The sequence below is a fragment of the Dulcicalothrix desertica PCC 7102 genome, from assembly GCF_003991905.1.
Taxonomy (GTDB): domain Bacteria; phylum Cyanobacteriota; class Cyanobacteriia; order Cyanobacteriales; family Nostocaceae; genus Dulcicalothrix; species Dulcicalothrix desertica.
This window is the reverse complement of the sequence record NZ_RSCL01000002.1, coordinates 245,948-272,851: the sequence shown is the minus strand read 5'-3', so window position 1 is coordinate 272,851 and position 26,904 is coordinate 245,948. Positions and strand designations below refer to the sequence as shown.

Below are 26,904 nucleotides of genomic sequence, written 5' to 3'. Positions count from 1 at the left end.
AATTTTATAATATCTAATGTATTTGATACATACTTTCAGTTACAGATTTTTGGGTTTGATGAAAATATAATTAACAAATTTATCTGCCGAATTTAATGATAGAAATACTTGTCATCGGAGAAAATATTATGATAATATTATAGTGATAAACTCAGAGGTGTATCATGATTAAATTTAGCGATTTAACTAGAAAAAGTACATCCAAATCTGGTGGCGTAGAAACTAGACGATTTTTGGTAGGAATTGAAACTAAAATTAAAAGTGTTGAGCCTCAAATTTTAGATTTTTTTGAAGAGTGGGGGGCTTTGTATCAAAAGATAGTTAGATGGTGTACTAAAAGACTTTTACAGGGTAGATGTAAGAATGAATTGTTACCAAGTGTCCAATTTACATTTAATATAGATTGGGCATGGGCAGACAGTATTTTAACAGATGCTTGTGCAACTATCAAGTCAGCAGAAGAAATACGTAAACTAAATATAGAGAACATCGAATTAGATATTAAATCTGGTATAGAAAAAGTTGAAAATATGATTGATGAATACAATCAATTCATACTTAATGATGAGCATTATAAAGCGAAAAGACAAGCATTTCAAATAAATAATAAGTTGGCACGTCTAGAAAGACGTACCGAAAGGCTAGTTCAGCTAAAAAACTCCAAATTGAGTATAACTTTTGGTACTAAAGAGCTTGCAACAAAACAGCACTTTTTATCAGAAAATAATTTTTCAAATCATTCCGAATGGCTGAAAAAGTGGAGATTAGCTAGAAGTGGAAATTTTAGCTCTGTAGGCAACGCAAACTCTACAGGTAAAAATAGAGTTATGAAAACTTTCCATAAACAAGATAATATTTTTATATTAAAAATTATTGTACCTAAGTGCTTAACTAAAAAGTACTCTCAAGAACTAAGCTTAGAATTTAGTGTTGCTTCAAGAAGATTACCAGACCTACTTTATGCTGTAGACCCTAAAAATTTGCGTGCGTCTGAATCAAAGCAACCAATAACGGTTCGTTGTTTCATCCGGGAGCATAAAAAGAATGCTTGGTATTTGCACTTCTCAACTTATGTCCCAGAAGTGCCTAGCTTAAACCAGAATAATGGAACTTTAGGTATAGACTTAAATGCAAATACAATAGATATTGCTTACGTTTCTCAAGATGGGAATATCAAGAAGTCATTGGTTAAATCATTTCCTATCCCTGTAGGTACAACTGGACAAGTAAATGCTTTGATGAGAGATATTGTTAATGATATAGTTAGTGTAGCATCTGATATTGGATGCTCTATTTCTATAGAAAATTTAGATTTTAAGGATAAAAAAGCAACATTAAGGCATTCAGGCTCAAGAAATTATAATCGAATGTTATCTGGTTTTGTCTATTCTAAGTTTCGAGAATTCTTAGTTGTTTGTTGCGAAAAAAAAGGCATCAGAGTTAATTTAGTTAATCCAGCATTAACAAGCACAATAGGGCTTTTCAAATATACAAAATCTTATGGATTAAGTAGTGGTTTCGCAGCAGCGCTAGTAATAGGTAGAAGAGCATTAGGTTTTAATGAGGCATTAAACACGGATTCTAAAACGTTGTTAACTTGTTCTGGGAAGAAAGAAATTATTCCTAGAGATAAGTCGAAAAATTTGAAGCTTTGGAATAAGGTTCATAGAAAAATGAAAGAATCTAAAATAGGTAGAACTCGATTTTATGAGCCAAGCATTTCAACCATAATTATTGCTGAAATTAATAGCTTACAAAAATCAAAAAAAAGAAGAAAGGCTATTTATAACTAATAGAAAATATGTTAGTATTTATATATGAGGGAAACAACCAGAGCGATTGCCAACCTCATACTCCCAGCACGTAAACTAAGTAGGGATTGCAAGAGCATTTCTTCAGTACGAAAAGGTTGATTTAAAAATTAACTCAAGTAGGAAAGAGAAGGACAACCGCTCGAAAGAGAAACGTGCTATGTACAAAGAGTCGAACGGGTAACACTCACCGGACAACCCCGACTTCTGCTACTTGGTACTAGTTATCAGATATTAGCAGTTTATTTGTAGGTGATGCGCTTACTCAATCACATCGATATTCATATTATCTCAGCAGAACAATAGCTTGGAGATGGATAATCAAAAAATCTCAATCTGGAAAATATTGTTATATGTACTGCTGACAGTCTATGCAGTTATTACGCTGATACCTTTTTTATGGGCACTTTCTGCTTCATTTAAAACGCTTGCAGAAATTAGCAGTGGTGAAGCAAATTTTTTACCCAAGAACTTTACCCTAGATAATTATAAGCAAATATTTTTCCAGCAGCCGTTATTCTTTCGCTGGTTGTTCAACAGTATATTTATAGCATTCAGCGTTACAGTCTTAAACTTGCTTTTCAACACAATGGCAGGTTATGCCTTAGCAAGACTAAACTTTGCAGGTAAACAATTTTGGTTTTTGCTGATTCTGGCAGTACTAGCGGTACCCTTACAAATAACGCTTATCCCGACTTTTTTGATATTAAAAGCTGTTGGTTGGCTAAATTCCTATCAAGGAATGATAGTCCCAAGTATGGTTAATGCCACATTCATCTTTATGATGCGGCAGTTTTTTGTTAATTTTCCTAAAGAACTTGAAGAAGCAGGCGCCCTTGATGGGTTAACTCAATTTGGTATTTTTCGGAGAATAGTATTACCACTGGCAAAACCCGCACTCGCAGCCCAAACGATATTTGTATTTATGGGTAGCTGGAATAATTTTTTACTACCCGTAGTGATTCTATTTAATCCAGAAATGTTTACATTGCCTCTAGGTCTAAATACCTTTAAAGGTCAATACATCAGTTACTGGAACTATATCATGGCAGCATCAATGGTATTCACTCTACCTGCACTGTGTATTTATGCCTTCTTCAACCGCTACTTCATCCAAGGTGTCACATTTACAGGTGGCAAAGGATAACCACTCACCACTTTTGTAGTTTTGGCGACCATTTGCACTCTCTTCATGATATTTGTATAACAGTAGCTCAATTGAGATTGAGCGCGACATATTACCTAGCTGTGTTGAGCGTCGAAATCTTTAAGGGGAAAGATGTTAAAAAGATTTATTGGCATATTTGTGGCAACTGTGTTGCTAACGTTCCAATTTGTTATCGGCAGTGCTAATGCGGTGGAACTATCTAAAGAAGTTCGTACCGTAGCTGCTAACGATGCGGGAGATACCACAGTTCTCAGTCTTAAACAAATAAAAGAAGGTAAACGACTATTTCAGTATGCTTGTGCCCAATGTCATGCTGGTGGTGTTACTAAAACTAACCAAAACGTTGGTTTAGAACCAGAAGCTTTGGCAGGCGCCACACCTAACCGCAATAGTATTAGTGGCTTGGTGGATTATATGAAGAATCCTACTACATACGATGGTGAGGAAGAAATTTCTGAATTACACCCTAGCACCAAAAGCGCTGATATCTTTACTGAAATGCGGAACCTTACCGACAAAGACCTAGAAGCTATTGCTGGATATATCCTCCTACAACCCAAGATTGTTGGTTCTCAGTGGGGCGGCGGTAAAATTTACTACTAATTTTACTTGTGCCTGTTTATATAAGATATAACTTTATACAGCAGAGGATAAGAAGATATTTCTTCCAAAGGCGCCTCTGCTTTTTTGTAGAAACCAGAAACCTGGTTTCTACCCATAATCGTTGTTTTTATTTCAGTCTCGATAAAGAAACCAGGTTTCTTCCGGTTTCTAAGTAAAACTTATCATTTAACACATTAGCTATACTAATTAGTAATATAAAACTCAAAAAATTAAATATGACAAGCTGTCGTATTTCGTCGTAAAATGAAAGAACATTAAGAATAAAGTAATTTTTCAGGAGATAGCCATGAAGTCTATAGCAGCAATTCTGCGACGCTTTAGCTTGGTAGCAGTAACATTATTTTTGGTTGTAAGCAGCTTTGTTGTTTTTGCACCTGGCGCCTCAGCTGAGACCGTTACGATTAAGTTAGGTAGCGATAAAGGTATGCTAGCGTTTGAGCCAGCCAAGGTGACAATCAAACCTGGTGACACCATTAAATGGGTTAATAATAAAGTGCCTCCCCACAACGTTGTGTTTGATGCGAGCAAAAATGCTGCGAAAAGCGCTGATTTTGCAAAAGCATTATCTCACAAACAATTAATGATGAACCCTGGTCAGTCAACTGAAACAACTTTCCCCGCAGATGCTCCTGCTGGTGATTATACTTTTTACTGTGAACCTCACCGTGGTGCTGGCATGGTTGGTAAAATTACCGTTGAAGGATAATTCTCTATTACACAACGGCGCCGTTTGGCACATGTATTTTTGGTAATAACTCGATAAATTTGATATCGAGCAATCTTAAAATCAAGGTGGTTAGTTTGTTTAGTTACGTGCAAGACAAACTAACCACCTTAAACTTTTATGCCGTGTAAATATACTTAGTAATTATTAAAAACGCTTAAATTTACTCAAAAATGTTTGATACAACTCCCGCAAAGCTTTGCTGCAACTTTAGAATAGTTATAATCGTGCTTGATTTATAGTTATATGCTAATTTACAGGGAGATTGATAATTGAGATTTATTCATAAACTACTATTAGCAGTAGTAATAATACTGCTTTCTTTCGCATGGACAAGCCCAGTATTTGCCGATAATAACGGAGATAGAATTTTTACAAATAATTGTTCTTCTTGTCACCTTGGTGGTGGGAATATATTGATAGCCAATAAGACTTTACACAAAGAAGCTTTATCTCAGTACTTAGATAATTATAATACTGAATCAATACAGGCAATTATACACCAAATCAAAAATGGCAAAGGCGCCATGCCTGCTTTTAAAAATAAGTTGAACGAGGAAGAAATTCTAGAAGTCGCTGCTTATGTTTTTCAAAAAGCCGAACAAGGATGGTAATATTCAACCTTTAATTTTTATAAAAGACGTGCATTTAATGTGCGCGTCTTTTATTTACTATTAAATGTCAAATCGATTTACTTATGGATTAGCATTTTCTCGGTTTGCATTTTCACGCTCTTGTTTAACTTTACGTAATTTCTCAATAACAGACATTTTACTGTCATCTGTAGATGATTCAGTATTACGTAATTTGGTAACTAAAGCATTTCTTGATGGTTGAGATGTTGTATTATCAGCTTGCGTTTCGCGAGCTGCTATACTCGGTTTCACTTGGGGTGCTGGCTGAACATTACGCAGTGTTTGAGGTAAATCAGTTGTCGAAGCTGGTTTTTGTAAAGGCAACTTCGGTAAAACTGTTTGTTGTCCCTGTGGTAGCGTTCCACCTGCTGGTTTTAGAGGCCCAGGTAGTGATGGAGGTAATACTGGTAGTTGGGTTGAATTTGTGGTTCTATTTATATTGTTTGTTGGACTATTAGTTGAACTATTAGTTGAACTATTAACTGTTGGGTTATTAACTACGGGCGCCGTAACCGCTTGATTCGCATTTGGCTGCGTACCCGATAAACGGTTGAAAATGTTATTGGTTGTTGCAGTTGGTGCCGCAAGTGGGGTTTGATTATTTTGCAGTGCGTTATTATTACTCAGTTGAGTTGAATTTACTGAACCGGGTGAAACTACAAAACTGAATAGCGCACCCTTGCCTCTTGTAGAAGTTGGATTTTCTTTAAAATACTGCTGTAAGCGTTCGCGAATTGCTTGTTGAGATGGAAATGGCAGTTTTGCTGCATCACCTAATAGTTTCAAATCAGCAATTTTATTTTCTCCATCCATTACCAACGAAACTTTCACGTTGCTATCAAGCTTCGCTGTGTCCATCGTCAAATTAATAGGCGCCCGCAATTCTCCTTGTGGAAATTCTTTTTTGAAATCCCCAAATATTCTTGCGTCAGAAAGCTTGTCATCGGTATTTTGCTGTGTTGCACCACCAGTTGGCGCCACACTTGTTCCAGGTATGTTAGTCGGTCTATTTAAATTATCTAATGGTCCACCAGGTTGTGGCTGATAAGTTGGTAAGGGTGTACCTGCCGCCAGATTAAACTTCTGATTCCCTACAGTCTGATTTTGGTCGATTGGGGCAATATACTGCCCACCTGTTGGTTCTACTCGCTCGTTTCCTGGCTGTGCTGCGCTTACGTTACCGTAATTATTACCGTAATTACCTGTGTTACCCATTGGTGGAGATGCCATGTCTGTCGGTGGCAATGCTGGTGGATATACAGGTAAATTTGTTGGCGCCGATACAGGTAATTCACTTAATCCAGACGGACGCGATGCTTGAAGTTGTTGCCCAGAATATCCAGCACCAATGTTATAGTTCCGACTTGCTGCATTATTTCTTCCCAATGAAAGTTCTGGTGTAACTCTAGAACTCATCGTTGGTGCTGAACTAAATCTTGAAGTGTCTGTCTTAAACAAGTCATTACGAAATCTCTGTACAGAACTTCCTCCCCTTGGTAGTCCTGCAATGCTCAACCCAGAAGCTCTTTCTAAAGGTGTAAACGCCGAACTATTAGAACCACCCGGTAGCACTAATGAACTACTAGAACCGAGAGGAGGTGAAGGAGGTAAACCTGTTGGGGCGCCATTAAGGTTTAAAGGAATTTGCTGCTGTGCAGGAAGTCCTGATATTTGACTGGGTAATGGTGGCAGTTGTGATTGAACACCAGGTTGATTTGGCAATTTTTGAGGAATGCGACTTTGCTCACTGCTGCTCAATTCCGACAAACCAATTGGCTTTGTTGGTGTCGCTGCTTGCTTATTACTTTTAGCAGACTCAACTGGCATTAACGGCAGTATAAATGCAATAGCACCGTGAATACCAAGCGATGCTAACGCAGCAATTCCAGTTGGCTGACTTAGTATTTCTGGCACATTTTTCAGAAACGATGCATAAGACATAGCAATTTTCACTCACTCAGAAGACCGTTTATATAGACTAGCAATTTTATTGTTTAAAGTTAAATATCGTAGCTTATATTATTACCTCTACAAATCATAACTTCCTGACAAACGGAGCTATAACAGGAAAAGTCTTAAATCTTCAACGATACTTCATCTTTTTTATCATGTGTATTATATCCACGACTTTCTGGTATATAAATTACATTTGCAAATCAATTCATTTTAATTTTATTTACTGTATATACTTTAATCGCTATTTAATACCATCTTTTGCTCAAAACATGTACGATTTCACCTTTTTCATTTAGACGAAAGTCTACATTTTGAGTTTCCCATCTCACTATTTGTGTCACTAAATACACATTCACACTGTTATCTCTATTAATCGCATATAGTACTAGTCAGTACAATTTATAATTTTATAATTTTGACCAATCTGGTGTTACCCATAATTATCGTACCAGGATATTGAGAAAGTGGCGCCATCATATATGTTGGTGTTTTGCCGAACTTGTCTACTTTTTGATTTAAACTCTGGGAAATCTTAACATTTCTTAGTTAAAATGTAATAAAAGTATACATATTATCTTCAACCGTTATGCTGACCACTCAATTCGACAAGACTTTACGGCGAGTAAGCACTATATTATCTGTAGTACTTCTGACTTTGTTTTTTATCGGCGCCAGTACAGGAATTTTGTTATCTTTCTACTATGAGCCTGGAGCAGGTGCTGCATATACTTCGCTTTCTAAAATAAATACGTCCGTCGGGTATGGATGGTTATTCCATAAAGCGCACAGCATTGCTGGCAACGGCATGATAGTTGTGAGTTTGGTACAAATCGTAGTAATGTTTTTGAGCAGACAATTCCGCAAGAGTTGGTTAATTGCTTGGGTCAGCGGAATATTTTTGACTTTAGCTGCAATTGGACTTGATTGGACTGCGATAATTTTGGGTTGGACTCAAGATGGTTACTGGCGCTTTAGTATTGAACTTGGCACTATTGAATCAATACCCCTCGTTGGTCATTTGCTACGTGATATTTTAACTGGTGGGGGTGCAACGGATAGCGTAACCGTACAGCACCTATATACAATACACAGCTATATTGTTTCAGTCTTTGCTCTCGTATTTGCCATAGTGCATTTAGTTGGTGTCTTAAAGCAAGAAAAAGAAATGTATGCAACAAGCACCAACGAAGCTACAGAATTACAACCACAAGCGTTAGAAGTTGGCAACGGATGATAAACGGATGTAACGGATAAATTTTGTTTACAACGAATAAGTCATCCGTTATATCCGTTCTATCCGTTGCAAGTTAGTTGCTGAAAGTTGAGCTAGTCTAGAAAGTGGTACTTCTTCAACTTCTGGGAGATTAGTTAGTGTCAAACGAGTTGACTCTTTAGCATCTGACAACCTCTTGAGTAAATTTGGTCTTGGGTCATGCAGCAAGTAAATAATTCTGTCGCCAATTTCCCATTCTTGTGCTGCGGGTATTACCTGTAAATTATCATCACGCTCAAATAATAATGGCACTAATTCACCTGTTCTAATTAGTGCTTGTAAATGTATTTGCTGGTTACTAAAATCGACTTCGTTCAAAGTTGTTTTTCCTAATTTGACCTGCCCATCGTTAAGGTACTCATTCCAATTCTTTATAGTTAATTCTGGAATAAATGCTTGGCTGACTTTTTGGTTAGTTGCACCGTTTATTTGTGCGATACGTGGGAAAACAGCTAAAACCCTTGGTGGATTAAATTCTTCTGCTGCGCGTTGTGCTAATACATAATTCACTTCACCGTTATTTGTCATTGCCAAGAAAGTACCTACTGAACTCAACCCAGCTTCTTCTAACACTCCTGTATCAAGCGCACTGCTCGCAATAACTTGTAAATTCTCAGCTTCAGCAGCTTGGCATGATTCGGGGTCTGTATCAATCATGACAATTTTTTCACCTCGTTGCTGGAATAAACGGGCAATTAACAAGCTCAAAGGGTTACAGCCAACAATTACTGCTCCTTTCGTTTCTTTGGAAGTAATTTGTAAAAAGTTTGCCACCCATCCAGCAGTTAATCCTTGGCAAACTACAGTCATAATAATTGTCAAAAAAACCAGCGCTTTGATTGCTTCTCCACCGTTAACACCATGCTGCGTTAAAGAAATTGCAAATAACGAAGCTACCGACGCACAAACAATTCCTCTTGGTGCTATCCAACTTAAAAAGATTTTTTGGCGCCAGTTAAGGTCACTATTCCAAGTACAGCATAAAATATTAATCGGTCTTACTACAAACATTAGTACTAAAACTGTAAATAAACTACCCCAACCAAGGGCAAATACGCTTTTTAGAGATAAGTCGGCGGCGAGTAATATAAATAGAACTGATACGCTTAAAATTGTGAGTTGTCCTTTAAAGCGTCGTAATAACCGTTCTTCTGGAACTGATGAATTGGCAAAAACGGCGCCAGCGACGACTGTGGTCATAACTCCTGATTCAGTACGGATAGTTTGTGCTAAAACAAACAATCCCCATAGAACAGCGAGGACAACAAGATTTTTGAGTTCATAAGATAAAGAGTTAGCGTGCTTAAAGATTAAGCTCATTAAGTAGCCACCAAAGGCACCAATTAAAGCTCCAATAGAAAGACGGACGAATAAACCAATAATTGCGATTTTGGGGTCAGCTTCGCCGTCTAATATAGTATCGAGAACGACGAAAGCCAAAATGGCGCCAACTGGGTCAATAAGAACTCCCTCACCTTCGAGTAGTGTGGCAACTTGCCTATCTACGTTGATTTGTTTGAGTAGAGGACTAATGACGGTGGGACCTGTGACTACAATGACAGAAGCGTACAGAAACGCGATAGCCCAAGGAAACTCGCCAAGCCAATGAGCAGCAAGAGTTCCACCCACGAGTGTAATGAGTGTTCCTAGAGTAACGAGTAGTTGTAAGGTTAGGGAGACTTTGCCCAATTCACGCAAATCTAAATTCAGCCCACCTTCAAATAAAATTATTGCGGTTGCCAAGCCAACAATCACTTCTAACCCGGTACCCAGAACATGCGGATGTAATAACCCAATTACATCTGAACCTAATAAAATACCGAACAGTAATAAAAACACAATGCTTGGTACCTGACTGTAAGCAGCCAACACCTGGGCGCCAATTCCGGCAATAACGGTAATCACCATTTGAAGGGTGATATCAAGAGATGCTTCCATGTTATAGATTTTGAGTGAACGGTTTCAAAATCTGGAGTAAAGAATAGTAGTTACTAAACTTATGCCAGCGAACATTACACCCAACTATTTTTACCAAATAGATACTTATTTCCATATGTAGTTAACTATCTTACGATATTTACGCTAATCTGCTGTGGAAACTCTGTAACACTCTCAAGAGTAATAAATGTACTAACTTTTACGCACGCGTTCTGGTGAGTGACATTTTCTCGTCCCCTACCATATTGCCTTGCAAAACTTTTTTTGTCCAAAGGTATTGACATCTTTTAGAGAAACCGTTAATTTATATATTGTTGAGTCCAATGCGCCCCCATCGTCTAGAGGCCTAGGACACCTCCCTTTCACGGAGGTAACGGGGATTCGAATTCCCCTGGGGGTATATCAAAAAATGTAGAGACGCGATTAATCGCGTCTCTACTGCTATTTACAAAAAAAAAGGCGCCACACACATTCGAGGCGCCATATATATATTATGTTATTCAGATTCAACATGCTTTTTAATAGCGTGTAAATTGACTCTTAAACCTTTGCCTAAGCGTTGTTCAATAAGGCTTACAGGCATTAAGCGTTTAGGATGGACAGTAAGGGTATAGCACAGATTAGTAGTTGATTGGTCATTATCACACGGTTGTAATACCCAGCTCCCCGAATATTCCTTAAAATCTCCTTCAACCATTTGGAAACTAATTTCTGTAGGGAAGGACTCGAATAAGTCAAGGACAACACGCGCATTGAAGTTTAACTTTAATAACCGTTCTCGACCAATTTGTTCAACACGAATACCTCCAGGTTGTGGATGTTCGAGTCGTTTACTCGAATGTAGACTTGGAACAAATTCAGGTAGTGCTTCGTAATTAGTCAAAACCTTCCAAACAATTTCTGGTGGTCGTGAAATTTCTACCTTAGCAGTTATTTGGCGCCTGCGTTCAGCAATTTTCTCGACGACTACCTCAATGGCTTCCAATTCAGGTTCAGGTGCCATATCTTGTTCGTAATGGTCATTCGTATCCTCTTCGGATGCTGCGTTGTATTGTTGAGTCACTGTTTCAGTGTTATGAGTTAATATCATCAGAAAATTGAGGCAAATTGAGAGTAAAACAAATTTCGCTCATGTCAGAACCCTCAACAGTATTGCTAGTGACAGCAATATCTCCATTTAAGTGCTGCACCAAGGACTTGACGAGTGCGAGTCCAAGACCAGTACCGGGAGTCCATCGTCCTCGACCACGACGGAATTTGTCGAATATATAAGTTGCTTCTTCTTGTGAGATGCCACGTCCGACATTAGTAATTTCTATAATAACCCGGTCAATTTGCTCTTTAACTGTTTGGCTAACTCTTAAATTAACTGTGGTGTCGGGTTCAGTATATTTAGTTGTATTAGTAAGTAATTCCTGAAGAATTCTATCAAAGCTTTCGATTTCGGTTTCGAGTGTTAGTGGTATATCGGTTAATTCAACATTTATGCTGATATTTTTTTCAGACAGCTTTTTCTCAAACGGACTGATTAAGCTTTGCAGTCGATTATTTAAATCTATTTTTTCCAACTGTGGACGTGAGGAATGTGTCTCTAGTTTTTGGAGTGTGAGTAAGTCGTTAATCAAGTTAATTTCTTTATCACATTCTTGTTCAAGAATATCAAGATACATTGCTTGACGTTCGGGTTTAATTTCCGGTCGTCGTAAGTTACGCATTGCCATTCGCATGTTGGTGAGGGGATAGCGAAGTCTATCGCTCATGTTACTCAAAAATTCGTCTTTGAGTTCATTGAGTTCGCGTAACTGTTCAACGTATTGACGTGTTTTTTCGTACAATTTTGCTTGTACTTCTAAACTTCGCTGTAGTTGTGCTGTGCGTTCATCAACTAGCGTTTGCACTTGCCGCAATGTTTGAGATTGAATAATGGAGTTGCTAAGTTGCGCGCAAACCATTTCGACTATATTTGTTTCTGCGGTTTGCCAAGACCGTGGTGCTGCTTGTTGAAGCACCACAAACCCTAATATTCTGCCTTGACTTTCTAAAGGCATCATTAATATAGCTGGTAATCTATATACTTCAAATAAAGGCGCCGCAGTTGTAATTTCGGCAATTTCAGCAATATCTTTAATAATAATAGGTTTACCAGACTCAGTAAATATACGCTGGCATAATCCACAGTCGGATGTCATGAAATAATCATCTAACTGCGGCTGTGTACTATTAGGAAATTCAGCCTCGTTTATCCACTTAGAGTTTACAGTGGCTTTAGCGTTGGGAATTTGTCTTCGTTGTCGAATTCTAAATAAAGGGTCAGTATATTTAAGTAATATTAATAAAGCGCGGTCAACTTGAAGGGCTTCAGCAGTAGAAGTAATAACAAGCTGAAGAGTTTGGTTTAATTCTAAGTTGCTACGACCTAATATAGATAATTGTTTAATTAAACTTTGATGTTGGGCACAGGTTTGAACGTATTGATGCTGTGAAGTAATAACCAACTGCTGAAGAAGAACCGAAAACGCAATAGCACATGAAGGTTCAAGGTCTTTGAGCATTTGCTTTTCGCTATTGCCCCACTCGTGCTGCTGTAACTTGACCAAGGTAACTACACCGTTTTTCTGACCACCAAACTTGATAGGAATAGCTAAAACGGTTTTAATACTGAGATGTAAATTTTGAAATCCAGCTATTAAACTTTTCTCTATAGTCGAAATATCATCGATTGTCAATGTTTCGGACGCGCATTGAATAACAGGCAAATTAACCTGTTCCATTGATAGCATCTCCGAAGAGTATGCAGCTAACTGTTCGGGGTCTTCTTTGAACCAACTGTTGCTAACTGGTTCACTTCCTTTACCCAATAGCGTTACCAAGCAGCAATCTACATCAAATGCAGCTCCTAGAACCTGAGCAATCAAATGCAGCATGTCTAAAATAGGTGAGACGCTTGACGGTGCGAGCTTTTGACCCGTCATATCGAACCCAAAGGATGCATGATTGGCGACGATTTGATTTATTTGTTGTGCCAGTTGATGAACTGGCTGTTCTGACTGCTGCATCAGCTTTGTATACGGGTTATTACTTATTCGGGCAATTTCGTCTAAATCTTGTAAAGGCGATGAAAAACGCTTTTTCATCCCTGATGCGCTGTTAAATATCGAACCCATTTTCTTGTTAACCACCCTCCTGACATATGGTTCACCCTATATCGTCTGTTGCACCCTTTTGGAAAATGTATGAGCGTATAAAACTTTCTCTCACCTGTTATAGCCCCTTTTTTTCAAGATGACAAAATATCATAAGCGTTTTTGGTAAACGCATTAAAGATATAAGGCCACAATGCGTGAAAGATAATCGTGACTCAATTTAAGAGAATCGAAGTAAAGGTTTTACGCTTTTGACTTACATACTCTGACTTAGAATATCCTTTCTAAAACTCTACACAAACCGTAATTATGCTATATTTCAGACGAGTAACTCGTGAACTATATCCGCGTTAATACTGAGGAATTACAGAATGTACTGAGCATATTTGGAACATTATGATCAGTGGTGCCGTTGGAGGGATTGTCGAGACCCGAAGTAAAGCTGATGATAAAGCTAATAAATTTTAATCAGTGCTTATTCTAATCAGTGTTTACCCTTGGTACCAAGAAAATATTTATCTGAATTTCAAGAATAGGTTAAGAGAGATTAGGGTATAGGTTTACTCCTTGTGTGTAACATTACACTTACTTTGTTAAATATAAGACTATTGAATGTCAAGAGGTGTGTAGCCCTCTGCTTGAGTAAAAGTATATTAGTCCTAGAGCTATATAGGATAAATGAAAATTGACCAAAAAAACATTTAATTAACTAATATTAACTTAAATTAAATATTATTTCTTCGTATAAAAATAAGGTGCGCGCAGTCTTGGTAGAATCAAAGACTGCTGACTGCGCGCGGGTTTTCGATACTAATCGGCTAAACTCTCGGCACTTAGCGGTACCATTTCGCCATTTCTTGTCAAGCCCAGCAGCATAGGTTGTTGTGGTTGAATAAGTTGACCTGTAAGTACGCAGCGTTCTTCTTGCTGTGCCGTAGCGGCGATGCTAGCTCGTATATCAGTACGCGAAAATCTCGGTTTCCACTCACCTGATTTTTGCTGGACGTAATTCCATAAAATGTCCCGAATAAGCGCCTGATATCCTTGATTCCCTGATAGGTCTTTGAGTTTCTCTTTGAGTTCTCGCTCTAAACGGATGCTGGTAACTTCCATATCGGTGGTTGGGGTGCGAGCGATAGTATGCATGATTTTCTCCTTAAAAGTATAGACAGGATAGTATTACAAGTGTAGTATGTTTATAGGAATGTTCAATAGGTGAAATTTTCTGTGATTACTTTTTCCCCAAACTCTACTTCTACGCGCGGCTGTGGCGCCCATCTAAATTGGGAATCATGGTGTGTGGAGGTGGAGTATTTATTTATGGGCACATCCCATAGATATCAGGAGCGGAACACAGATAGTAATCGAGATTATGGATATGCCCGAATTAGCATATTTAGTCAAATGTTGGATTTAGCTATAAATCTAGTTTTCAATCTAGGGTCAAAACCGAACAATAGAAGCGGGAGGTACAGGAATAACAGTGCTGTACCAAAATAGGGAAAGAGACAACAACGTCAACCTTTAACCCCCGCTTCACCAAATACAGGAGAAGCGGGGGTTAATTTTATGAGGAGTCAAGCTGTGACGAACCCGACAAGTAGGCAAGTGTTAGAACAGTCAGTGGTAGTATTTTCGCAAAACTACCTACCACTATGTCGCGTCAATATTAAACGTGCGATTGTGTTGCTGGTTACAGAAAAAGCGGAACCTCTCGATATGCTTTCTGAAGTTGGTTGGATGGTGTACTCTCCGAGCTTAGTACTTCATGTACCGAAACACATTCGCTTGAAAATAGCTTCTTTTGAGAGAACATGGAAAGTGCCACCAGTAAATCGACGAGAAGTTTTAAAACGCGACCACTACACTTGTCAATATTGCGGTAGCAGCAAACATTTAACGCTAGACCACGTAATTCCTCGGTCGCGAGGTGGTTTACATACATGGGATAACGTAGTAACTGCATGTGAGAGATGTAACTCTAAGAAGGGAGACAAAACACTTCACGAAGCAGGAATGCAACTGCGTCACAAGCTAAAAGCACCAATCCATCCAACAATAGCTTTTGCCGAAAAGTTTTGGACGGAACAACCTAAAAGCCTGGAGTAACGGGAGCGCATGGATAATGCTGAAATTAACGTACACGGAAACTGGCTTTCACCTTGAATGTATAAATCAGTCTATCGAGGACTGGATACAAACGCGCGTGCTTTTATCACTTCGCGCGGGTCAAAGCCTCTGCGTCGAACCCAGCACCGCATCATTTTTGCTTCCTGTTGATTTACCGGGAGTAGAGGTGCTAAAAGCTCAAACCAAATGCAGCGACAAAGAAATTATCACCGTCTGTGTTTGCGACGCTGAATATTTAGAAGTCACGCTACGCGGTTCATGGATGTCTAGCACTTGCGACGAAGCAACAGGCATTTTTGTAACCACAATTAGCGACCGCATCGAGTTCTTTTTGCACAAACTCTGGCAAGAAGCGCAAGCTTGTATTAGTGCTGAGTGCTGAGTTGTGAGTGCTGAGTAGGAAATTAAGAGTTAGGAGTTAATAATTAGGAGTTAGGAGTTAGGAGTTAGGAGTTAAATGTCTTTTTCCTCAGCACTCAGCACTCAGCACTCAGCACTCAGCACTTTCAACTCTTTTCTAAAATTTCTGGAACGGTGACAAACCTATAGCCTTTTTCTTTTAACCCGCTAATAATTTTTGGCAACGCTTGTACTGTCCGGCGCCTGTCACCTCCTCCATCATGCATTAGCACAATGGAACCTGGTTTGGCATCTCGAAGTACATTCTTGACAAAAACTTCATATTTAGCTTTTGGGTCAGTATCAGCAGAGGTTTGTGACCACATGACTACAGTGTAATTTTGGCTCTTAGCATAAGCTGCTAATCCGTTATTTAAATAACCACCGGGTGGACGAAATAATGTAGTTTTGGCGCCAGTGGTTCTGTAGATTAAATCTGCGGTTTTATCGATTTCGCTTTTTGCTGTGGCTGTATCCATTTGTTTATACCAGTGATGCCATGTGTGGTTGCCAATAGCGTGTCCATCTGTCACAACCTTTTTAGCCATTTCTGGATTTTCTTGAATCGATGTTCCTACCCAAAAAAAAGTAGCTTTTATATTGTTTTGCTTGAGTATATCTAGCATTTGTGGTGTGGTTTCTTTCCAAGGTCCATCATCAAATGTCAAAGCTATAACTTTTTCGTTATTAGGAACTTCCGATTTATATACTGTCTTTCCTTGGAATTGGGCAGGAGCAGAAAAACTCAGATTTTGCGGTTTGGGTGATGGCGCCGGATTTGCTGTTGTGTTCGCTGCTAAAACTTTACTTTGGGGCGACTGTTTGTTAGAAGTCTCTATTTTTGAGTTACCACTACACGCCGTAATACACATACATATAGTAATTAAACCCCAACCAATCCCAACATTTTTACCCTTTCGCATAAACATACCTTTCATGCCACTCCTCGCTTTTACTCGCGTCAATCATAAATCAAGTTACTCAACCTACAGACATAATACATGACCCAAATTCAACTCCCGCAAGCTTTTCCAAGAATATCAAAAAATTTTTCCAAAACCCCTTGACACCTTTTGTAGTATTAATGTAGTATTATTGTAGTGAGGCAAAAGACAAGCCTCAAAGGAGGATTAAGCAAATGTTCTACATACAAGTAGCACACGCGCGCTCTTACAAACCAGTTTCTCCAGACAAACGAAAGCCTCGTAATTCCAAACCATCTGAAACCGAGGCAAGAACTGATAAAAGTTCACAGTTTGCACAAAATCAAACAAAAGAATATATCCGCAACGCGCAACGGGTTTACTTCTACGAGCGTCGGACATTTTCTTAAGACTTTTCAACAGTTATATCAATAGTCATTTTAATAGTTGAAAACTAGCTAAAAGTAGTTTTGCTGAACCTTGAAAACTGAATAAGACGAATATTTAATGGGAAAGTTCACCACAAATAATTGTGCAGCATCTCAATTTAGAAAAATTATTATGTCATGAGTCGCGAACGTTAACGTAGTTTTCCCGCTTTCTTAGCATCTTAAAAAAAGTTAAATTTATCAAGATTCTTCGCTGCGCTCAGAATGACAGTTAATATTTTACCAAAATTGCGATGCTCACAATAATCGTGCCTAATTTGATATTAGATTTTAGATGAAATCTTTAAATGTCTGAATCTAAATATCTCAAAATTAAACAAATTAGGCATAGTTTTCTCAAATTTTCGGGGTGTAGCTCAATTGGCTAGAGCGTTCCGTTGTCTGCGGAAATGTTGGGGGTTCGAGTCCCCTCATCCTGGCTCCATTCAATAAATATGGCGCCATCGACCAATGGCTAAGTCGTCGGTCTTTCAATCCGAAAATGCGGGTTCAATTCCCGTTGGCGCTTATTTATGGCTGAGTAGCCAAGTGGAAAGGCGCCGATCTGCAAAATCGGTTAGCGCGAGTTCGATCCTCGCCTCAGCCTTGGTAAATTATGGCAGTGTAACCTAATTGTTAAGGTCGCCATCTCATAAGTGGTTTAATGCGGGTTAAAATCCCGCCACTGCTACCAAATGCAGCGATGGTGTAATTGGCTAACACGTCGGTCTCCAAAACCGAAGAATCTAGGTTCAAGCCCTAGTCGCTGCGTTCTACTATATGCTTCTTAAACTTGCATGAAGTAGATATTTGCCCCTGTGGACTAATGGTTAAATCACTGCTCTTTCAAAGCGGAGATGCGAGTTCAATTCTCGTCAGGGGAACATGGGTCGGCTCGCCTATTGGTGTAGGCAACTGTCTGTAAAACAGCCGCGTTTGCGTTGAAAGTTCAACTCTTTCCCGACCTACTTTTAGAGAAGTGACAGAGTGGCTTATTGTACTCCCCTGCTAAGGGAGAGCGGTTTAACACCCGCCGAGGGTTCAAATCCCTCCTTCTCTGAATAATTGCCCAAATTACAAACATGTTGTAGAGACGTTACATGTAACGTCTCTACAATCCAAAATCCCAAATCGATTCATTGTCGTTAACGAAGCTATCCAGAAGGGTAGACAAATCCATAATCTTTATGAGTGCGTAGTGTAACTGAATAACACGTCAGTCTACGAAACTGAAGATTCAAGGTTTGAGTCCTTGCGCGCTCATTACATAGGAGGGATGGTAGAGTGGCTGATTCGACGAGTTAAATAAAACCAGTCCACGGCAGTAATTCCCATCTCTCCTCAATTATCCCCCGATAGCTCAGATGGTAGTAGCGTCTGTTTGAAGCACAGAAGGTCGTCAGTTCGATTCTGACTTGGGGGGTTTCGTTGCCCTGTAGCTCAGTGGTAGAGCAAACGGCTGTTAACCGTGAGGTCGTAAGTTCGATACTTACCAGGGCAGCTATTTATTATTCCCCAGTAGCTCAATTTGGTTAGAGCGTTCACTGTTTATAAAGTGAAAGGTCGTTGGTTCAAGACCAACTTGGGGACTGCCGGATGGACGATTGGGTAAGTCGCCATGACTCTGAATCATGGAGAGGTTAGTTCAAACCTAACTCCGGCATCCATATATTGCCCTGTGGTGTAATTGGCAACACGCCTCTTTTTGACAGAGGTATTCTGGGTTCAAGACCTAGCGGGGCAGATTTGGTTTTTAATAGTTGTAAACTTACCCTGTAAAGTTTTGGAAAAAGATTTTAAGTATCAGTTAATTATCAGTACTAGATAAATCTTTTCCAAGCACTTTTATTAGTTAGTATGCTTGATTTAATGTGAATACTTAGTTATTATATTTATAATGCGTAATTCACATTATATGAAATATACCAAAGAGCTATTAGAGCCTTTAGTAAAAGAATCTTTGTCCGTTGCAGAAGTTTTAAGAAAACTTGGGAAACCACAATCAGGCTATCTACATTTTTATGTATCTCAAAAAATTAAACAATATGGGATAGATATGTCCCACTTTTTAGGGAGAGGTGCAAATCAAGGTAAAAATTATAAAGGAGGAAAAACAAAGAGAAGTTCGGAAGAAATTTTGATTTTACAAGAGGATAGAACTCTCAGAGAGACACCTTATATTTTAAGGAGGGCACTTATTGAATTTGGTCGAGAGTATAAATGTGAGAATCCTGCTTGTTCTATTCAAGATATTTGGCTAGGTAACAGCATTACATTACATGTTGACCATATTAATGGAAACTGGAAGGACAATAGACAGGAAAATTTGCGATTTCTTTGCCCAAATTGTCACATTCAAACTCACAACTATTGTGGTTCCAAAGGTCATACAAGTAGAACTATGATGCTAAGTCAATTTAGAAAGAATCAAAAAATCAGAATAAGAAAAATCAACTTCAAAAATGAAAAAAATGAAAATAAGGTTTTTATAAGCTCCACGAAACACAATAAATGTTTACAATGTGACAAAATCTTAATTAATATAGGTCAAGATACTTATTGTTCTCAAAAATGCTCTCAGCTAGCATCTAGAAAAGTAGCAAGACCGTCAAAAGAAGAATTAGAAAAATTAATCTGGGAAAAGTCAACTCGACAATTAAGTAAGGAATTAGGCGTGAGCGATAAAGCAATAGAGAAATGGTGTAAATATTATGGAATAGAAAAACCCCCAAGAGGTTATTGGGCAAAGAAACAATATTCCAAACTTTAGATTTTTAGTATCTAAAAATTTTACAATCTAGCCCCTGTAGCCCAATTGGAAGAGGCACTTTACTTAAGATAAAGAACGTACAGATTCGAGTTCTGTCAGGGGCATTAGTGAAAAAACTGGCGTAAGTTAATTTTTCACTATAGGCAAAAAAAGCATTAACGGGATGTAGCGCAGTTGGTAGCGCGCTTGCTTTGGGAGCAAGATGTCACAAGTTCGATCCTTGTCATCCCGACTTTACCCCTGTAGCCCAATTGGTAGAGGCGCCTATCTCAAAAATAGGAGGATGCAGATTCAAATTCTGCCAGGGGTATTAAAAAATACACATTTTTAAGGAGGTTATTGTCTTAAATTAATTCACTTTTTATAAAGTTTTCGCCCGCCCCTGTAGCCCAATTGGAAGTAGGCGCTTCACTTAGATTGAAGAGGTTGTAGATTCGAGTTCTACCAGGGGCATTAGTAAGAAAAATTGCGTAAGCTGTTTTTTTACTATAACCAAAAACAAATGTTTTAAATTCTGCCCCTATAGCCCAATTGGAAGAGGCACTAGGCTAAGAACCTAGTTGTTACTGGTTCAAGTCCAGTTAGGGGCATTTGGTAATATGCGGGGATGAAGAAAGAGTGTCTTGGAGGTCTCATAAGCCTCACATCGGCAGGTGCAACTCCTCGCCCCCGCGACCAAATTATGCTGGTGTAGCTCAATTGGTAGAGCATCCGACTTGTAATCGGAAGGTTAGGGATTCAACTTCCCTCTCCAGCTCCTTAAAATTCCGTCATTCTAAAAATTATTGTGCCAAAGTTATAAAGGCAATATTAAGGAGGTGTATAAAATCAAATGGCTGTAATGACGGTAACTGATGCTTTGGCAGAGTTGACACTATTGCAAAAACGTATTGATTCAGCTACTACGGCTTTACAAAACGGCGCCCTAGTCACAGTCGTCGAAGTTGGTAAAATTCCTACTGGCTATAGAAGCAGAGAAGAATACGAAGTTAACGCAAGGGCACAATTACAAAGGGTGAATGCACTAATTGACCGCAGGCGCCTAATTAAAAGAGCAATTGTACTTGCTAATGCTTCGACGCGCGTTACTGTTGCTGGGCAAGAGATGACTGTGGCAGAAGCGATAGAAATGAAAAATTTCATTGCTTACTATGAAAAAGTTCTTGCGACTATGCAGTCAGCTTATAACCAAACTCGTAACCAGTATGAGAAAGGGCAGGCGAAGGTAAAAGAAAGACTTGATAAACTAGCGCTGGAAGTTTTGGGTAAAAACGAAGCTGTTAATTCAGAGCAATACCAAGCTTTAACTGATAGCTTTATGGCACGTGAGGGTGTGGAACTGCTTGACCCAACTAATATAGCCAGAGAAATTGAGCGTAGACAAGAATTTATTGAAGAGTTTAAATCAAGTGTGGATAGAGTTCTTTCCATCAGCAATGCCAGAACTAATATAGAAATTCCCGATTAGAATAGGTAAACGCTGGTCACTCGAAAATCTCTCAATTTATGGACTTGCAGACTGTAAATCTGCCACGGACTGATAAGCCGTACATGAATGTAACTTTAAAGCTTAACGGTTAACGCTTATAGGTTAAACCTCAATGCTTAAAGATTAACTTCTTAAAGTTCACGCGCTCAAAGTACAAAACTCGATGAAATCCAGGTTTCTGGTTAATGGCGCCATAAAGCCATGAGATTTCCCACCTGGCTGAGTGGTCAGCACAATTTTACACAGTAAAAATGAAACGAACTGCAATAGCTCAAAACACGCTTTCAATTCTGGAAGCTAGTTATTATGTTCTAGAAAATGGTAATCAAATAGATATTACGCGAGAGCTAGCATTTTGTTTAAGTAACACAAAATGCTACGACCCTGATAATCTCTGGGAAATTCAACAAAAAGTTCTTTCTACTGCTCCTCAATTTTTAAATACTGAATTTGAAGTCAGGAACGAAACAACTTTAATGGGAGCAAAACGTCTTGCACTAAGCCAAGAATATCAAAAAATTGGTGTTCTCAATTTTGCTTCTGCTAAAAATCCTGGTGGTGGTTTTCTTAAAGGCGCCCAAGCACAAGAGGAAAGTTTAGCACGTAGTAGCGGACTTTACCAAAGCCTTTTAAAATGCCCTGAGCATTATAATTTTCATCGGGGTTATAAATCACTTTTATACACTGATAGAATGATTTATTCTCCTGGTTGTCCAGTTTTTAAAGATGATGAGGGAACGTTATTAGAGCAGCCTTATTTCGTTGATTTTATTACAAGTCCGGCGCCTAATGCTGGAGAAGTAAAAAGAAATCAGCTGCAGGATGTTAATAAGATTCCTGAAGTGCTTCGAGTTCGCGGTAGTAAGTTATTAAGTTTAGCTGCTAATAATGGTTGTGATGCTTTGGTGTTAGGCGCCTGGGGATGTGGTGTATTTAGAAATGAGCCATCAATGGTTGCCCAAATGTTTGCTGATTTACTGTTACCCAATAATCCATTTTGGGGCAGATTTAAAAGCGTAGTTTTTTCAGTTTTTGACTCAAGCAAACAACAAGAAACATTTAAAGAATTTAACTCAAAAATCCTAGAAACCGGGTTTCTTTGTTGAAATCTGTGATAAAAATGACGATTTGTCTGCGACAATGAATGCGTAGAAACCCGGTTTCTTTTACTAAATACGCGGATATGGTGTAACGGTAGCATGTGAGTCTTCCAAACTCTTGGTACGAGTTCGATGCTCGTTATCCGCTTTGTGGGAGTATAGCTTAATGAATAGAGCATCCGGCTTCTACCCGGACGGTTGTAGGTTTAAGTCCTACTACTCCTGCTTTCATATACTATATTTGAGGAAAACCAAAATGAATGGAATTACAACGAAAGCCTCTAGGTACTAAAAACTACGGTCATATCCCACACTTGCCTGGTTCTCGGATGGGTCCTAGTGACTATAAGTGCAACGAAGGTCAAAACCGTATCTCTACTGAAAAAGTGCGCGATAGACATGATAACGTCATTGTTCAAGAAAAGCTCGATGGTTCAAATGTGGGAATTGCCAGAATTGATGGCAAAATTTATTCTCTAACACGCGCAGGATATTTAGCTGATACATCTCCTTTTGAACAGCATTGGTTATTTGCCAAGTGGGTATATAAACAAGAAGATAGGTTCTTAGCTGTTCTTAAAGATGGCGAACGATTATGTGGCGAATGGTTAGCACAAGCTCATGGTACTAGATATAACTTGCCACACGAGCCTTTTGTTGCATTCGACATTATGCAAGGTAAGCAAAGAAGTACTCTTGCAGAAGTAACCGAGCGTATAAAAGATTACGGCTTTATTCAACCACGCTTATTACATACTGGTAGTCCTTTTACTATTGAACAAGCTATAGAAGCAATTCAAGTTTCTGGACATGGCGCCGTTGACCCTGTTGAAGGTGCAATTTGGCGGGTTGAAAGAAACACACTAATAAGTCCAGGTAAAAGTTCCGAACGTGTATGGAAAGTTGACTTTCTAGTTAAATATGTCCGTCCCAACAAGTTAGACGGAATCTACCTACCAGAACTCACAGGAAAAGAAGCTGTGTGGAACTGGCGAGGATAGTAAGGGCGGCTAACAAATGGCACATCAAGTAAGGGCGGGTTAACAGATATCCTACAACCAAATCGAAAATTCATCTAAACCCGCCCCCCAACAATATCACGGGGTCATAGCTCAACTGGCTAGAGCGCTAGTCTTGCAAACTAGAGGTTAGGGATTCGAGTTCCCTTGATTCCATTGTGGCGCCAAAAGCCAAAGTGGTCGAGGCACTTGCTTGTGGAGCAAGTAATTAACGGGTTCAAGTCCCGTTTGGCGCCCATTACACGGAAGTTGTCCGGCACGGACGAGGACACCGTTTTGAACACGGCTGCGGTTTATACCGTCGAGAGTTCGATTCTCTCAACTTCCGCTTATCCACCTAAAGCCGAAAAGCGAGGCGCTGTGCTGATAACACAGAGTTAGAAGGGGCAGTACCTTCTAGGTGGACTGGTAATGGAAGATACTGCTCACTGGAGGGCAACCAGCCTCGAAAACTGGAGCAGGGTAATACCTGGGGGTTCGATGCCTCTATCTTCCGTTTTGTAAAACTTGGAAGGTGCTGCTATGTGGATGGCGACTGGTTTGGAATACCAGAGTGCAGTAGAGATGCTGTAGAAGTTCGACTCTTCCACCTTCCTTATTTTTCTTATGGGCGGGCAGGGATGCCCGCTCCACAAGAGAAAGATAAATACAGATATTTTGGGTGGTTGGCAGAGTGGTTATGCAGCTGACTTTTAATCAGCACCATAGAGGTTCGATTCCTCTACCACCCACTTAACCTATATAAAACTAAAAGGAGTAAATAATGCATGGCGCGCGCTAAGTTTAATCGGACTAAACCCCATGTAAACATTGGCACTATTGGTCATGTTGACCACGGTAAAACTACGTTGACGGCGGCTATTACAATGACTCTGGCCGCGCTTGGTTGGTCTAAGCCTACGGGATATGACCAAATTGACTCGGCGCCTGAAGAAAAGCAGCGCGGTATTACAATTAATACTGCTCATGTTGAGTATGAAACAGCGTTGCGTCACTATGCCCATGTAGACTGCCCAGGTCATGCTGACTATGTAAAAAACATGATTACAGGCGCCGCGCAAATGGATGGGGCAATATTAGTAGTTTCTGCTGCTGATGGTCCGATGCCCCAAACGCGCGAGCATATTTTGCTAGCTAGACAAGTAGGTGTACCGAAGTTAGTAGTTTTCCTTAACAAGGAAGATATGGTTGATGACCCAGAACTTCTTGAACTAGTTGAATTAGAAGTTCGGGAATTACTAAGTGAATACAATTTCCCTGGTGATGAAATTCCTATCGTTCCTGGTTCAGGTTTATTAGCGCTCGAAAAAATGACTGCTAACCCTAAAACTATACGCGGTCAGGATGTGTGGGTTGATAAAATCTATAGCTTAATGGATGCCGTAGATTCTTATATCACTACACCCGAACGAGAAGTTGATAAACCTTTCTTACTCGCAGTTGAAGATGTGTTCACAATTACTGGACGTGGTACGGTTGCTAGTGGTCGAGTTGAACGCGGCAAAGTTAAAGTTGGCGACACTGTGGAATTAATAGGCGCCACTACTCGCACTGCTACAGTTACAGGTGTGGAAATGTTCAAGCAAACACTTGATGAAGCAATAGCTGGTGACCAAGTAGGTTTATTACTACGAGGTGTGCAAAAGCATGAAATTGAACGGGGAATGGTTATTGCTAAACCTGCTTCAATTACACCACATACCAAAATGGAATCAGAAGTTTATGTGCTTACAGAAAAAGAAGGTGGTCGTAAAACTCCTTTCTTTGCCGGGTATCGTCCGCAGTTCTTTGTACGCACGACAGATGTAACTGGTACTGTCCAAGCTTTTACCGCAGATGATGGTAGTGAAGCACAAATGGTTATGCCTGGTGACAGAGTACAAATGACCGTTGAACTACTTGAACCTATTGCAGTTGAAGATGGTATGCGCTTTGCTATCCGTGAAGGTGGTCGTACTATCGGCGCCGGTGTTGTTTCTAAGATTATTAATTAATCGTAGGTGAGGCTATGCCCCACCTACCATTTCTGGAAACTTTAAAATACGCTTGTAGTATATAAGTAGTATATATAAGAAAAATACTATGCAAGCTATAAAAAGGCGCCCTTTACAGAATGATGAAGATTTACTAGCTATTACAAATCTTATCAACGCTTGTAACGAAGTTGATAAATTAGATGATGGGGTTGATTTACATAATAATTCTTTTATCGACCATTGGAATTTTCATCCAGTAACGGTTGAAATGCTAAAACACTGGCTTCAAGAATCTTCATATCGACGTGATTTAGATTTAGTTGCTGTTACAGCAGATAATACTTTTGTTGCACAATGTTATTGCCATATCAACCCAGAAAGCAACGTGCGTACAAAACGTAACGAAGGTAATGTTGGTATTTTAGGTGTACGACGCGGTTTTAGAAAAATTGGATTAGGTTGAGCAATGTTACTATCTGGGTTACATTGTCTGAAACAAGCTGGTGTAGATACTGTGCGACTTGGTGTTGATGCTGATAACCCTAACGGCGCCTTGCGTTTGTATGAGTCCGTTGGTTTCCAAAAAGTTTATACCAGTATTAACTTTCTACGTGATGTGTAGAGACGCGATTAATCGCGTCTCTACATTCGCGTCTCTACATTTGTATTCTCTATCGGAAGAATGACGTGGTTCTAACTATAGATAAGTCAATTTCATTCCGCAGGTTGATTCATATATGAACAGATAATTAGTAAAAGAATATTAGGCTGAATTTGAGTGAACTACAGTTAATTAGATTTTAGAAATTTATTTTCTCTATTTTGTTGCAAAAAGCGATAGTTAGTAAATTACTGATAATAGTTAATACTGCAACAACACTGTAGTTTTAGTATTTTTGCCGTTTTTTATCTAGAGAGTAGTTTGATGATGAAGAATTTTGTACGTACTATCGTTATAGTTTTTACCTGTGCTTTCATATTTTTGACAAATGCGGTTCCTGCGTTTGCAATTGAAAGCTATCAAAGCAACGCCAGAGAAGGTGAAACACAGTTACTAGAAACTCAAAAGTTAACTGACGAAGTTTCGAGATATGCACCTGGTGGCCCAAATTTAGAACAAACTCAAGAACGCACAAGCCAAGGTGGTTTGAACGAAGTTCAGGGTACCGCTGATATTGATCAGATGAAGCGTCCTGAAAATTCTACTGAAGCAGTTTCTGTTGAAGATGAAATCAATAATTTGCTCGGTAAGGTAACTGGCAAAAAGTAAGAAATAATAAATGTAGAGACGTAATATATTACGTCTCCTATAATTCTGTAATTGAATCATAAATGCTGTTGTAAACAATCTTGATGGCAAAAATAAGCTATCAAGATTTTTTGTACCATAAGATAATT

24 protein-coding genes and 28 tRNA genes are annotated in these 26,904 nt (G+C 39.1%); 46 read left to right on the top strand and 6 right to left on the bottom strand.

The window, feature by feature from the left end:
- Positions 1-164 precede the first annotated feature (164 nt).
- From DSM106972_RS05425 to DSM106972_RS05405, 5 genes are all read left to right on the top strand, one after another.
- On the top strand, positions 165-1,793 hold the full coding sequence (locus DSM106972_RS05425; RefSeq protein ID WP_127079562.1) for an IS200/IS605 family accessory protein TnpB-related protein: 1,629 nt from the start codon (positions 165-167) through the stop codon (positions 1,791-1,793).
- A 331-nt stretch (positions 1,794-2,124) separates the two neighbouring features.
- The gene (locus DSM106972_RS05420; protein ID WP_019492698.1) at positions 2,125-2,958 is read left to right on the top strand and encodes a carbohydrate ABC transporter permease; all 834 of its coding nucleotides are present in this window, start codon (positions 2,125-2,127) and stop codon (positions 2,956-2,958) included.
- A gap of 132 nt (positions 2,959-3,090) precedes the next feature.
- On the top strand, positions 3,091-3,582 hold the full coding sequence (gene psbV, locus DSM106972_RS05415; RefSeq protein WP_127079560.1) for a photosystem II cytochrome c-550: 492 nt from the start codon (positions 3,091-3,093) through the stop codon (positions 3,580-3,582).
- A 307-nt stretch (positions 3,583-3,889) separates the two neighbouring features.
- A complete protein-coding gene (gene petE, locus DSM106972_RS05410; protein WP_073619508.1) occupies positions 3,890-4,309 on the top strand; it encodes a plastocyanin in 420 nt (139 codons plus the stop codon).
- A gap of 290 nt (positions 4,310-4,599) precedes the next feature.
- A complete protein-coding gene (locus DSM106972_RS05405; protein WP_127079557.1) occupies positions 4,600-4,941 on the top strand; it encodes a c-type cytochrome in 342 nt (113 codons plus the stop codon).
- An 81-nt stretch (positions 4,942-5,022) separates the two neighbouring features.
- Here the strand turns inward: DSM106972_RS05405 and DSM106972_RS05400 are convergent, their stop codons facing one another.
- Positions 5,023-6,903 (bottom strand): hypothetical protein, encoded by a 1,881-nt coding sequence (locus DSM106972_RS05400; protein WP_127079555.1) that lies wholly within the window; start codon positions 6,901-6,903, stop codon positions 5,023-5,025.
- Between the two features lie 601 nt (positions 6,904-7,504).
- On the opposite strand from DSM106972_RS05400, the gene DSM106972_RS05395 reads away from it, so the two are divergent.
- Positions 7,505-8,152, top strand: a complete 648-nt coding sequence (locus DSM106972_RS05395) for a cytochrome b N-terminal domain-containing protein (RefSeq protein WP_127079553.1) — start codon at positions 7,505-7,507, stop codon at positions 8,150-8,152.
- 48 nt (positions 8,153-8,200) lie between these two features.
- On the opposite strand, the gene DSM106972_RS05390 is transcribed toward DSM106972_RS05395, so the two are convergent.
- A complete protein-coding gene (locus tag DSM106972_RS05390) occupies positions 8,201-10,129 on the bottom strand; it encodes a cation:proton antiporter (RefSeq protein WP_127079551.1) in 1,929 nt (642 codons plus the stop codon).
- Between the two features lie 327 nt (positions 10,130-10,456).
- On the opposite strand from DSM106972_RS05390, the gene DSM106972_RS05385 reads away from it, so the two are divergent.
- A tRNA-Glu gene (locus DSM106972_RS05385) sits at positions 10,457-10,529 on the top strand.
- A gap of 96 nt (positions 10,530-10,625) precedes the next feature.
- Here the strand turns inward: DSM106972_RS05385 and DSM106972_RS05380 are convergent.
- The 3 genes from DSM106972_RS05380 to DSM106972_RS05370 form a co-directional block, all read right to left on the bottom strand.
- Positions 10,626-11,219, bottom strand: a complete 594-nt coding sequence (locus DSM106972_RS05380; protein ID WP_127079549.1) for an SRPBCC family protein — start codon at positions 11,217-11,219, stop codon at positions 10,626-10,628.
- Positions 11,203-13,293: a sensor histidine kinase gene (locus DSM106972_RS05375; RefSeq protein WP_127079547.1), complete on the bottom strand. Its 2,091-nt coding sequence runs from the start codon at positions 13,291-13,293 to the stop codon at positions 11,203-11,205. Before DSM106972_RS05375 ends, DSM106972_RS05380 begins: the two co-directional genes overlap by 17 nt.
- Positions 13,294-14,082: 789 nt before the next feature.
- The gene (locus DSM106972_RS05370) at positions 14,083-14,418 is read right to left on the bottom strand and encodes a ribbon-helix-helix domain-containing protein (protein WP_019492689.1); all 336 of its coding nucleotides are present in this window, start codon (positions 14,416-14,418) and stop codon (positions 14,083-14,085) included.
- 423 nt (positions 14,419-14,841) lie between these two features.
- On the opposite strand from DSM106972_RS05370, the gene DSM106972_RS05365 reads away from it, so the two are divergent.
- Together DSM106972_RS05365 and DSM106972_RS05360 are read left to right on the top strand one after the other, a co-directional pair.
- Positions 14,842-15,381 (top strand): HNH endonuclease, encoded by a 540-nt coding sequence (locus DSM106972_RS05365; protein ID WP_127079545.1) that lies wholly within the window; start codon positions 14,842-14,844, stop codon positions 15,379-15,381.
- Positions 15,382-15,397: 16 nt separating this feature from the next.
- Positions 15,398-15,784, top strand: coding sequence for an alr0857 family protein (locus tag DSM106972_RS05360; RefSeq protein ID WP_127079543.1), 387 nt, complete (start codon positions 15,398-15,400; stop codon positions 15,782-15,784).
- A gap of 124 nt (positions 15,785-15,908) precedes the next feature.
- Here DSM106972_RS05360 and DSM106972_RS05355 read toward each other — a convergent pair whose 3' ends face one another.
- On the bottom strand, positions 15,909-16,739 hold the full coding sequence (locus tag DSM106972_RS05355) for a polysaccharide deacetylase family protein (protein ID WP_127079541.1): 831 nt from the start codon (positions 16,737-16,739) through the stop codon (positions 15,909-15,911).
- Positions 16,740-16,939: 200 nt separating this feature from the next.
- On the opposite strand from DSM106972_RS05355, the gene DSM106972_RS05350 reads away from it, so the two are divergent.
- The 37 genes from DSM106972_RS05350 to DSM106972_RS05195 all read left to right on the top strand — a co-directional run bounded on the left by DSM106972_RS05350 (position 16,940) and on the right by DSM106972_RS05195 (position 26,776).
- Complete coding sequence (locus tag DSM106972_RS05350; protein ID WP_127079539.1) at positions 16,940-17,134, top strand: hypothetical protein; 195 nt, start codon at positions 16,940-16,942, stop codon at positions 17,132-17,134.
- Between the two features lie 384 nt (positions 17,135-17,518).
- Positions 17,519-17,592, top strand: a tRNA-Asp gene (locus tag DSM106972_RS05345).
- 17 nt (positions 17,593-17,609) lie between these two features.
- Positions 17,610-17,681 (top strand) — tRNA-Glu (locus DSM106972_RS05340).
- A 6-nt stretch (positions 17,682-17,687) separates the two neighbouring features.
- A tRNA-Cys gene (locus tag DSM106972_RS05335) sits at positions 17,688-17,759 on the top strand.
- An 11-nt stretch (positions 17,760-17,770) separates the two neighbouring features.
- Positions 17,771-17,846, top strand: a tRNA-Met gene (locus tag DSM106972_RS05330).
- A 3-nt stretch (positions 17,847-17,849) separates the two neighbouring features.
- A tRNA-Trp gene (locus DSM106972_RS05325) sits at positions 17,850-17,923 on the top strand.
- A gap of 42 nt (positions 17,924-17,965) precedes the next feature.
- Positions 17,966-18,036, top strand: a tRNA-Glu gene (locus tag DSM106972_RS05320).
- Between the two features lie 3 nt (positions 18,037-18,039).
- A tRNA-Tyr gene (locus tag DSM106972_RS51205) sits at positions 18,040-18,120 on the top strand.
- Positions 18,121-18,125: 5 nt separating this feature from the next.
- Positions 18,126-18,212 (top strand) — tRNA-Ser (locus DSM106972_RS05315).
- A 129-nt stretch (positions 18,213-18,341) separates the two neighbouring features.
- A tRNA-Arg gene (locus DSM106972_RS05310) sits at positions 18,342-18,415 on the top strand.
- Between the two features lie 86 nt (positions 18,416-18,501).
- A tRNA-Phe gene (locus DSM106972_RS05305) sits at positions 18,502-18,575 on the top strand.
- 6 nt (positions 18,576-18,581) lie between these two features.
- Positions 18,582-18,653 (top strand) — tRNA-Asn (locus DSM106972_RS05300).
- A gap of 11 nt (positions 18,654-18,664) precedes the next feature.
- Positions 18,665-18,742, top strand: a tRNA-Tyr gene (locus DSM106972_RS05295).
- A tRNA-Gln gene (locus tag DSM106972_RS51200) sits at positions 18,743-18,819 on the top strand.
- 5 nt (positions 18,820-18,824) lie between these two features.
- A tRNA-Gln gene (locus tag DSM106972_RS05290) sits at positions 18,825-18,896 on the top strand.
- Positions 18,897-19,067: 171 nt separating this feature from the next.
- Positions 19,068-19,922 (top strand): hypothetical protein, encoded by an 855-nt coding sequence (locus DSM106972_RS53125; RefSeq protein WP_233787223.1) that lies wholly within the window; start codon positions 19,068-19,070, stop codon positions 19,920-19,922.
- A gap of 30 nt (positions 19,923-19,952) precedes the next feature.
- Positions 19,953-20,026 (top strand) — tRNA-Leu (locus DSM106972_RS05275).
- A gap of 55 nt (positions 20,027-20,081) precedes the next feature.
- Positions 20,082-20,154 (top strand) — tRNA-Pro (locus DSM106972_RS05270).
- Positions 20,155-20,158: 4 nt separating this feature from the next.
- Positions 20,159-20,232, top strand: a tRNA-Leu gene (locus tag DSM106972_RS05265).
- Positions 20,233-20,300: 68 nt separating this feature from the next.
- Positions 20,301-20,375: transfer RNA gene (locus DSM106972_RS05260), tRNA-Leu, on the top strand.
- A gap of 63 nt (positions 20,376-20,438) precedes the next feature.
- Positions 20,439-20,512: transfer RNA gene (locus tag DSM106972_RS05255), tRNA-Leu, on the top strand.
- A 94-nt stretch (positions 20,513-20,606) separates the two neighbouring features.
- A tRNA-Thr gene (locus tag DSM106972_RS05250) sits at positions 20,607-20,679 on the top strand.
- Positions 20,680-20,754: 75 nt separating this feature from the next.
- Positions 20,755-21,390, top strand: a complete 636-nt coding sequence (locus DSM106972_RS05245) for a hypothetical protein (protein ID WP_127079537.1) — start codon at positions 20,755-20,757, stop codon at positions 21,388-21,390.
- A gap of 272 nt (positions 21,391-21,662) precedes the next feature.
- Positions 21,663-22,517: a TIGR02452 family protein gene (locus DSM106972_RS05240; protein ID WP_127079535.1), complete on the top strand. Its 855-nt coding sequence runs from the start codon at positions 21,663-21,665 to the stop codon at positions 22,515-22,517.
- Positions 22,518-22,588: 71 nt separating this feature from the next.
- Positions 22,589-22,659, top strand: a tRNA-Gly gene (locus tag DSM106972_RS05235).
- Between the two features lie 4 nt (positions 22,660-22,663).
- A tRNA-Arg gene (locus DSM106972_RS05230) sits at positions 22,664-22,736 on the top strand.
- Positions 22,737-22,771: 35 nt separating this feature from the next.
- Complete coding sequence (locus tag DSM106972_RS05225) at positions 22,772-23,512, top strand: RNA ligase family protein (RefSeq protein WP_127079533.1); 741 nt, start codon at positions 22,772-22,774, stop codon at positions 23,510-23,512.
- Positions 23,513-23,612: 100 nt separating this feature from the next.
- Positions 23,613-23,686: transfer RNA gene (locus DSM106972_RS05220), tRNA-Ala, on the top strand.
- A gap of 5 nt (positions 23,687-23,691) precedes the next feature.
- Positions 23,692-23,766, top strand: a tRNA-His gene (locus tag DSM106972_RS05215).
- Between the two features lie 8 nt (positions 23,767-23,774).
- Positions 23,775-23,858: transfer RNA gene (locus DSM106972_RS51195), tRNA-Ser, on the top strand.
- Between the two features lie 85 nt (positions 23,859-23,943).
- A tRNA-Ser gene (locus tag DSM106972_RS51190) sits at positions 23,944-24,026 on the top strand.
- A 28-nt stretch (positions 24,027-24,054) separates the two neighbouring features.
- The gene (locus DSM106972_RS53120; protein WP_186538492.1) at positions 24,055-24,219 is read left to right on the top strand and encodes a hypothetical protein; all 165 of its coding nucleotides are present in this window, start codon (positions 24,055-24,057) and stop codon (positions 24,217-24,219) included.
- A tRNA-Lys gene (locus DSM106972_RS05210) sits at positions 24,190-24,261 on the top strand. The genes DSM106972_RS53120 and DSM106972_RS05210 overlap by 30 nt, the downstream gene beginning before the upstream one ends.
- Positions 24,262-24,297: 36 nt before the next feature.
- The gene (tuf, locus tag DSM106972_RS05205; protein ID WP_127079532.1) at positions 24,298-25,524 is read left to right on the top strand and encodes an elongation factor Tu; all 1,227 of its coding nucleotides are present in this window, start codon (positions 24,298-24,300) and stop codon (positions 25,522-25,524) included.
- Between the two features lie 88 nt (positions 25,525-25,612).
- Positions 25,613-25,969, top strand: a complete 357-nt coding sequence (locus DSM106972_RS05200; RefSeq protein WP_127079530.1) for a hypothetical protein — start codon at positions 25,613-25,615, stop codon at positions 25,967-25,969.
- 3 nt (positions 25,970-25,972) lie between these two features.
- On the top strand, positions 25,973-26,128 hold the full coding sequence (locus tag DSM106972_RS51185) for a GNAT family N-acetyltransferase (protein WP_158632769.1): 156 nt from the start codon (positions 25,973-25,975) through the stop codon (positions 26,126-26,128).
- Between the two features lie 303 nt (positions 26,129-26,431).
- Entirely contained in the window at positions 26,432-26,776 is a 345-nt protein-coding gene (locus DSM106972_RS05195) for a hypothetical protein (RefSeq protein WP_127079528.1), read from the top strand.
- Positions 26,777-26,904 lie beyond the last annotated feature (128 nt).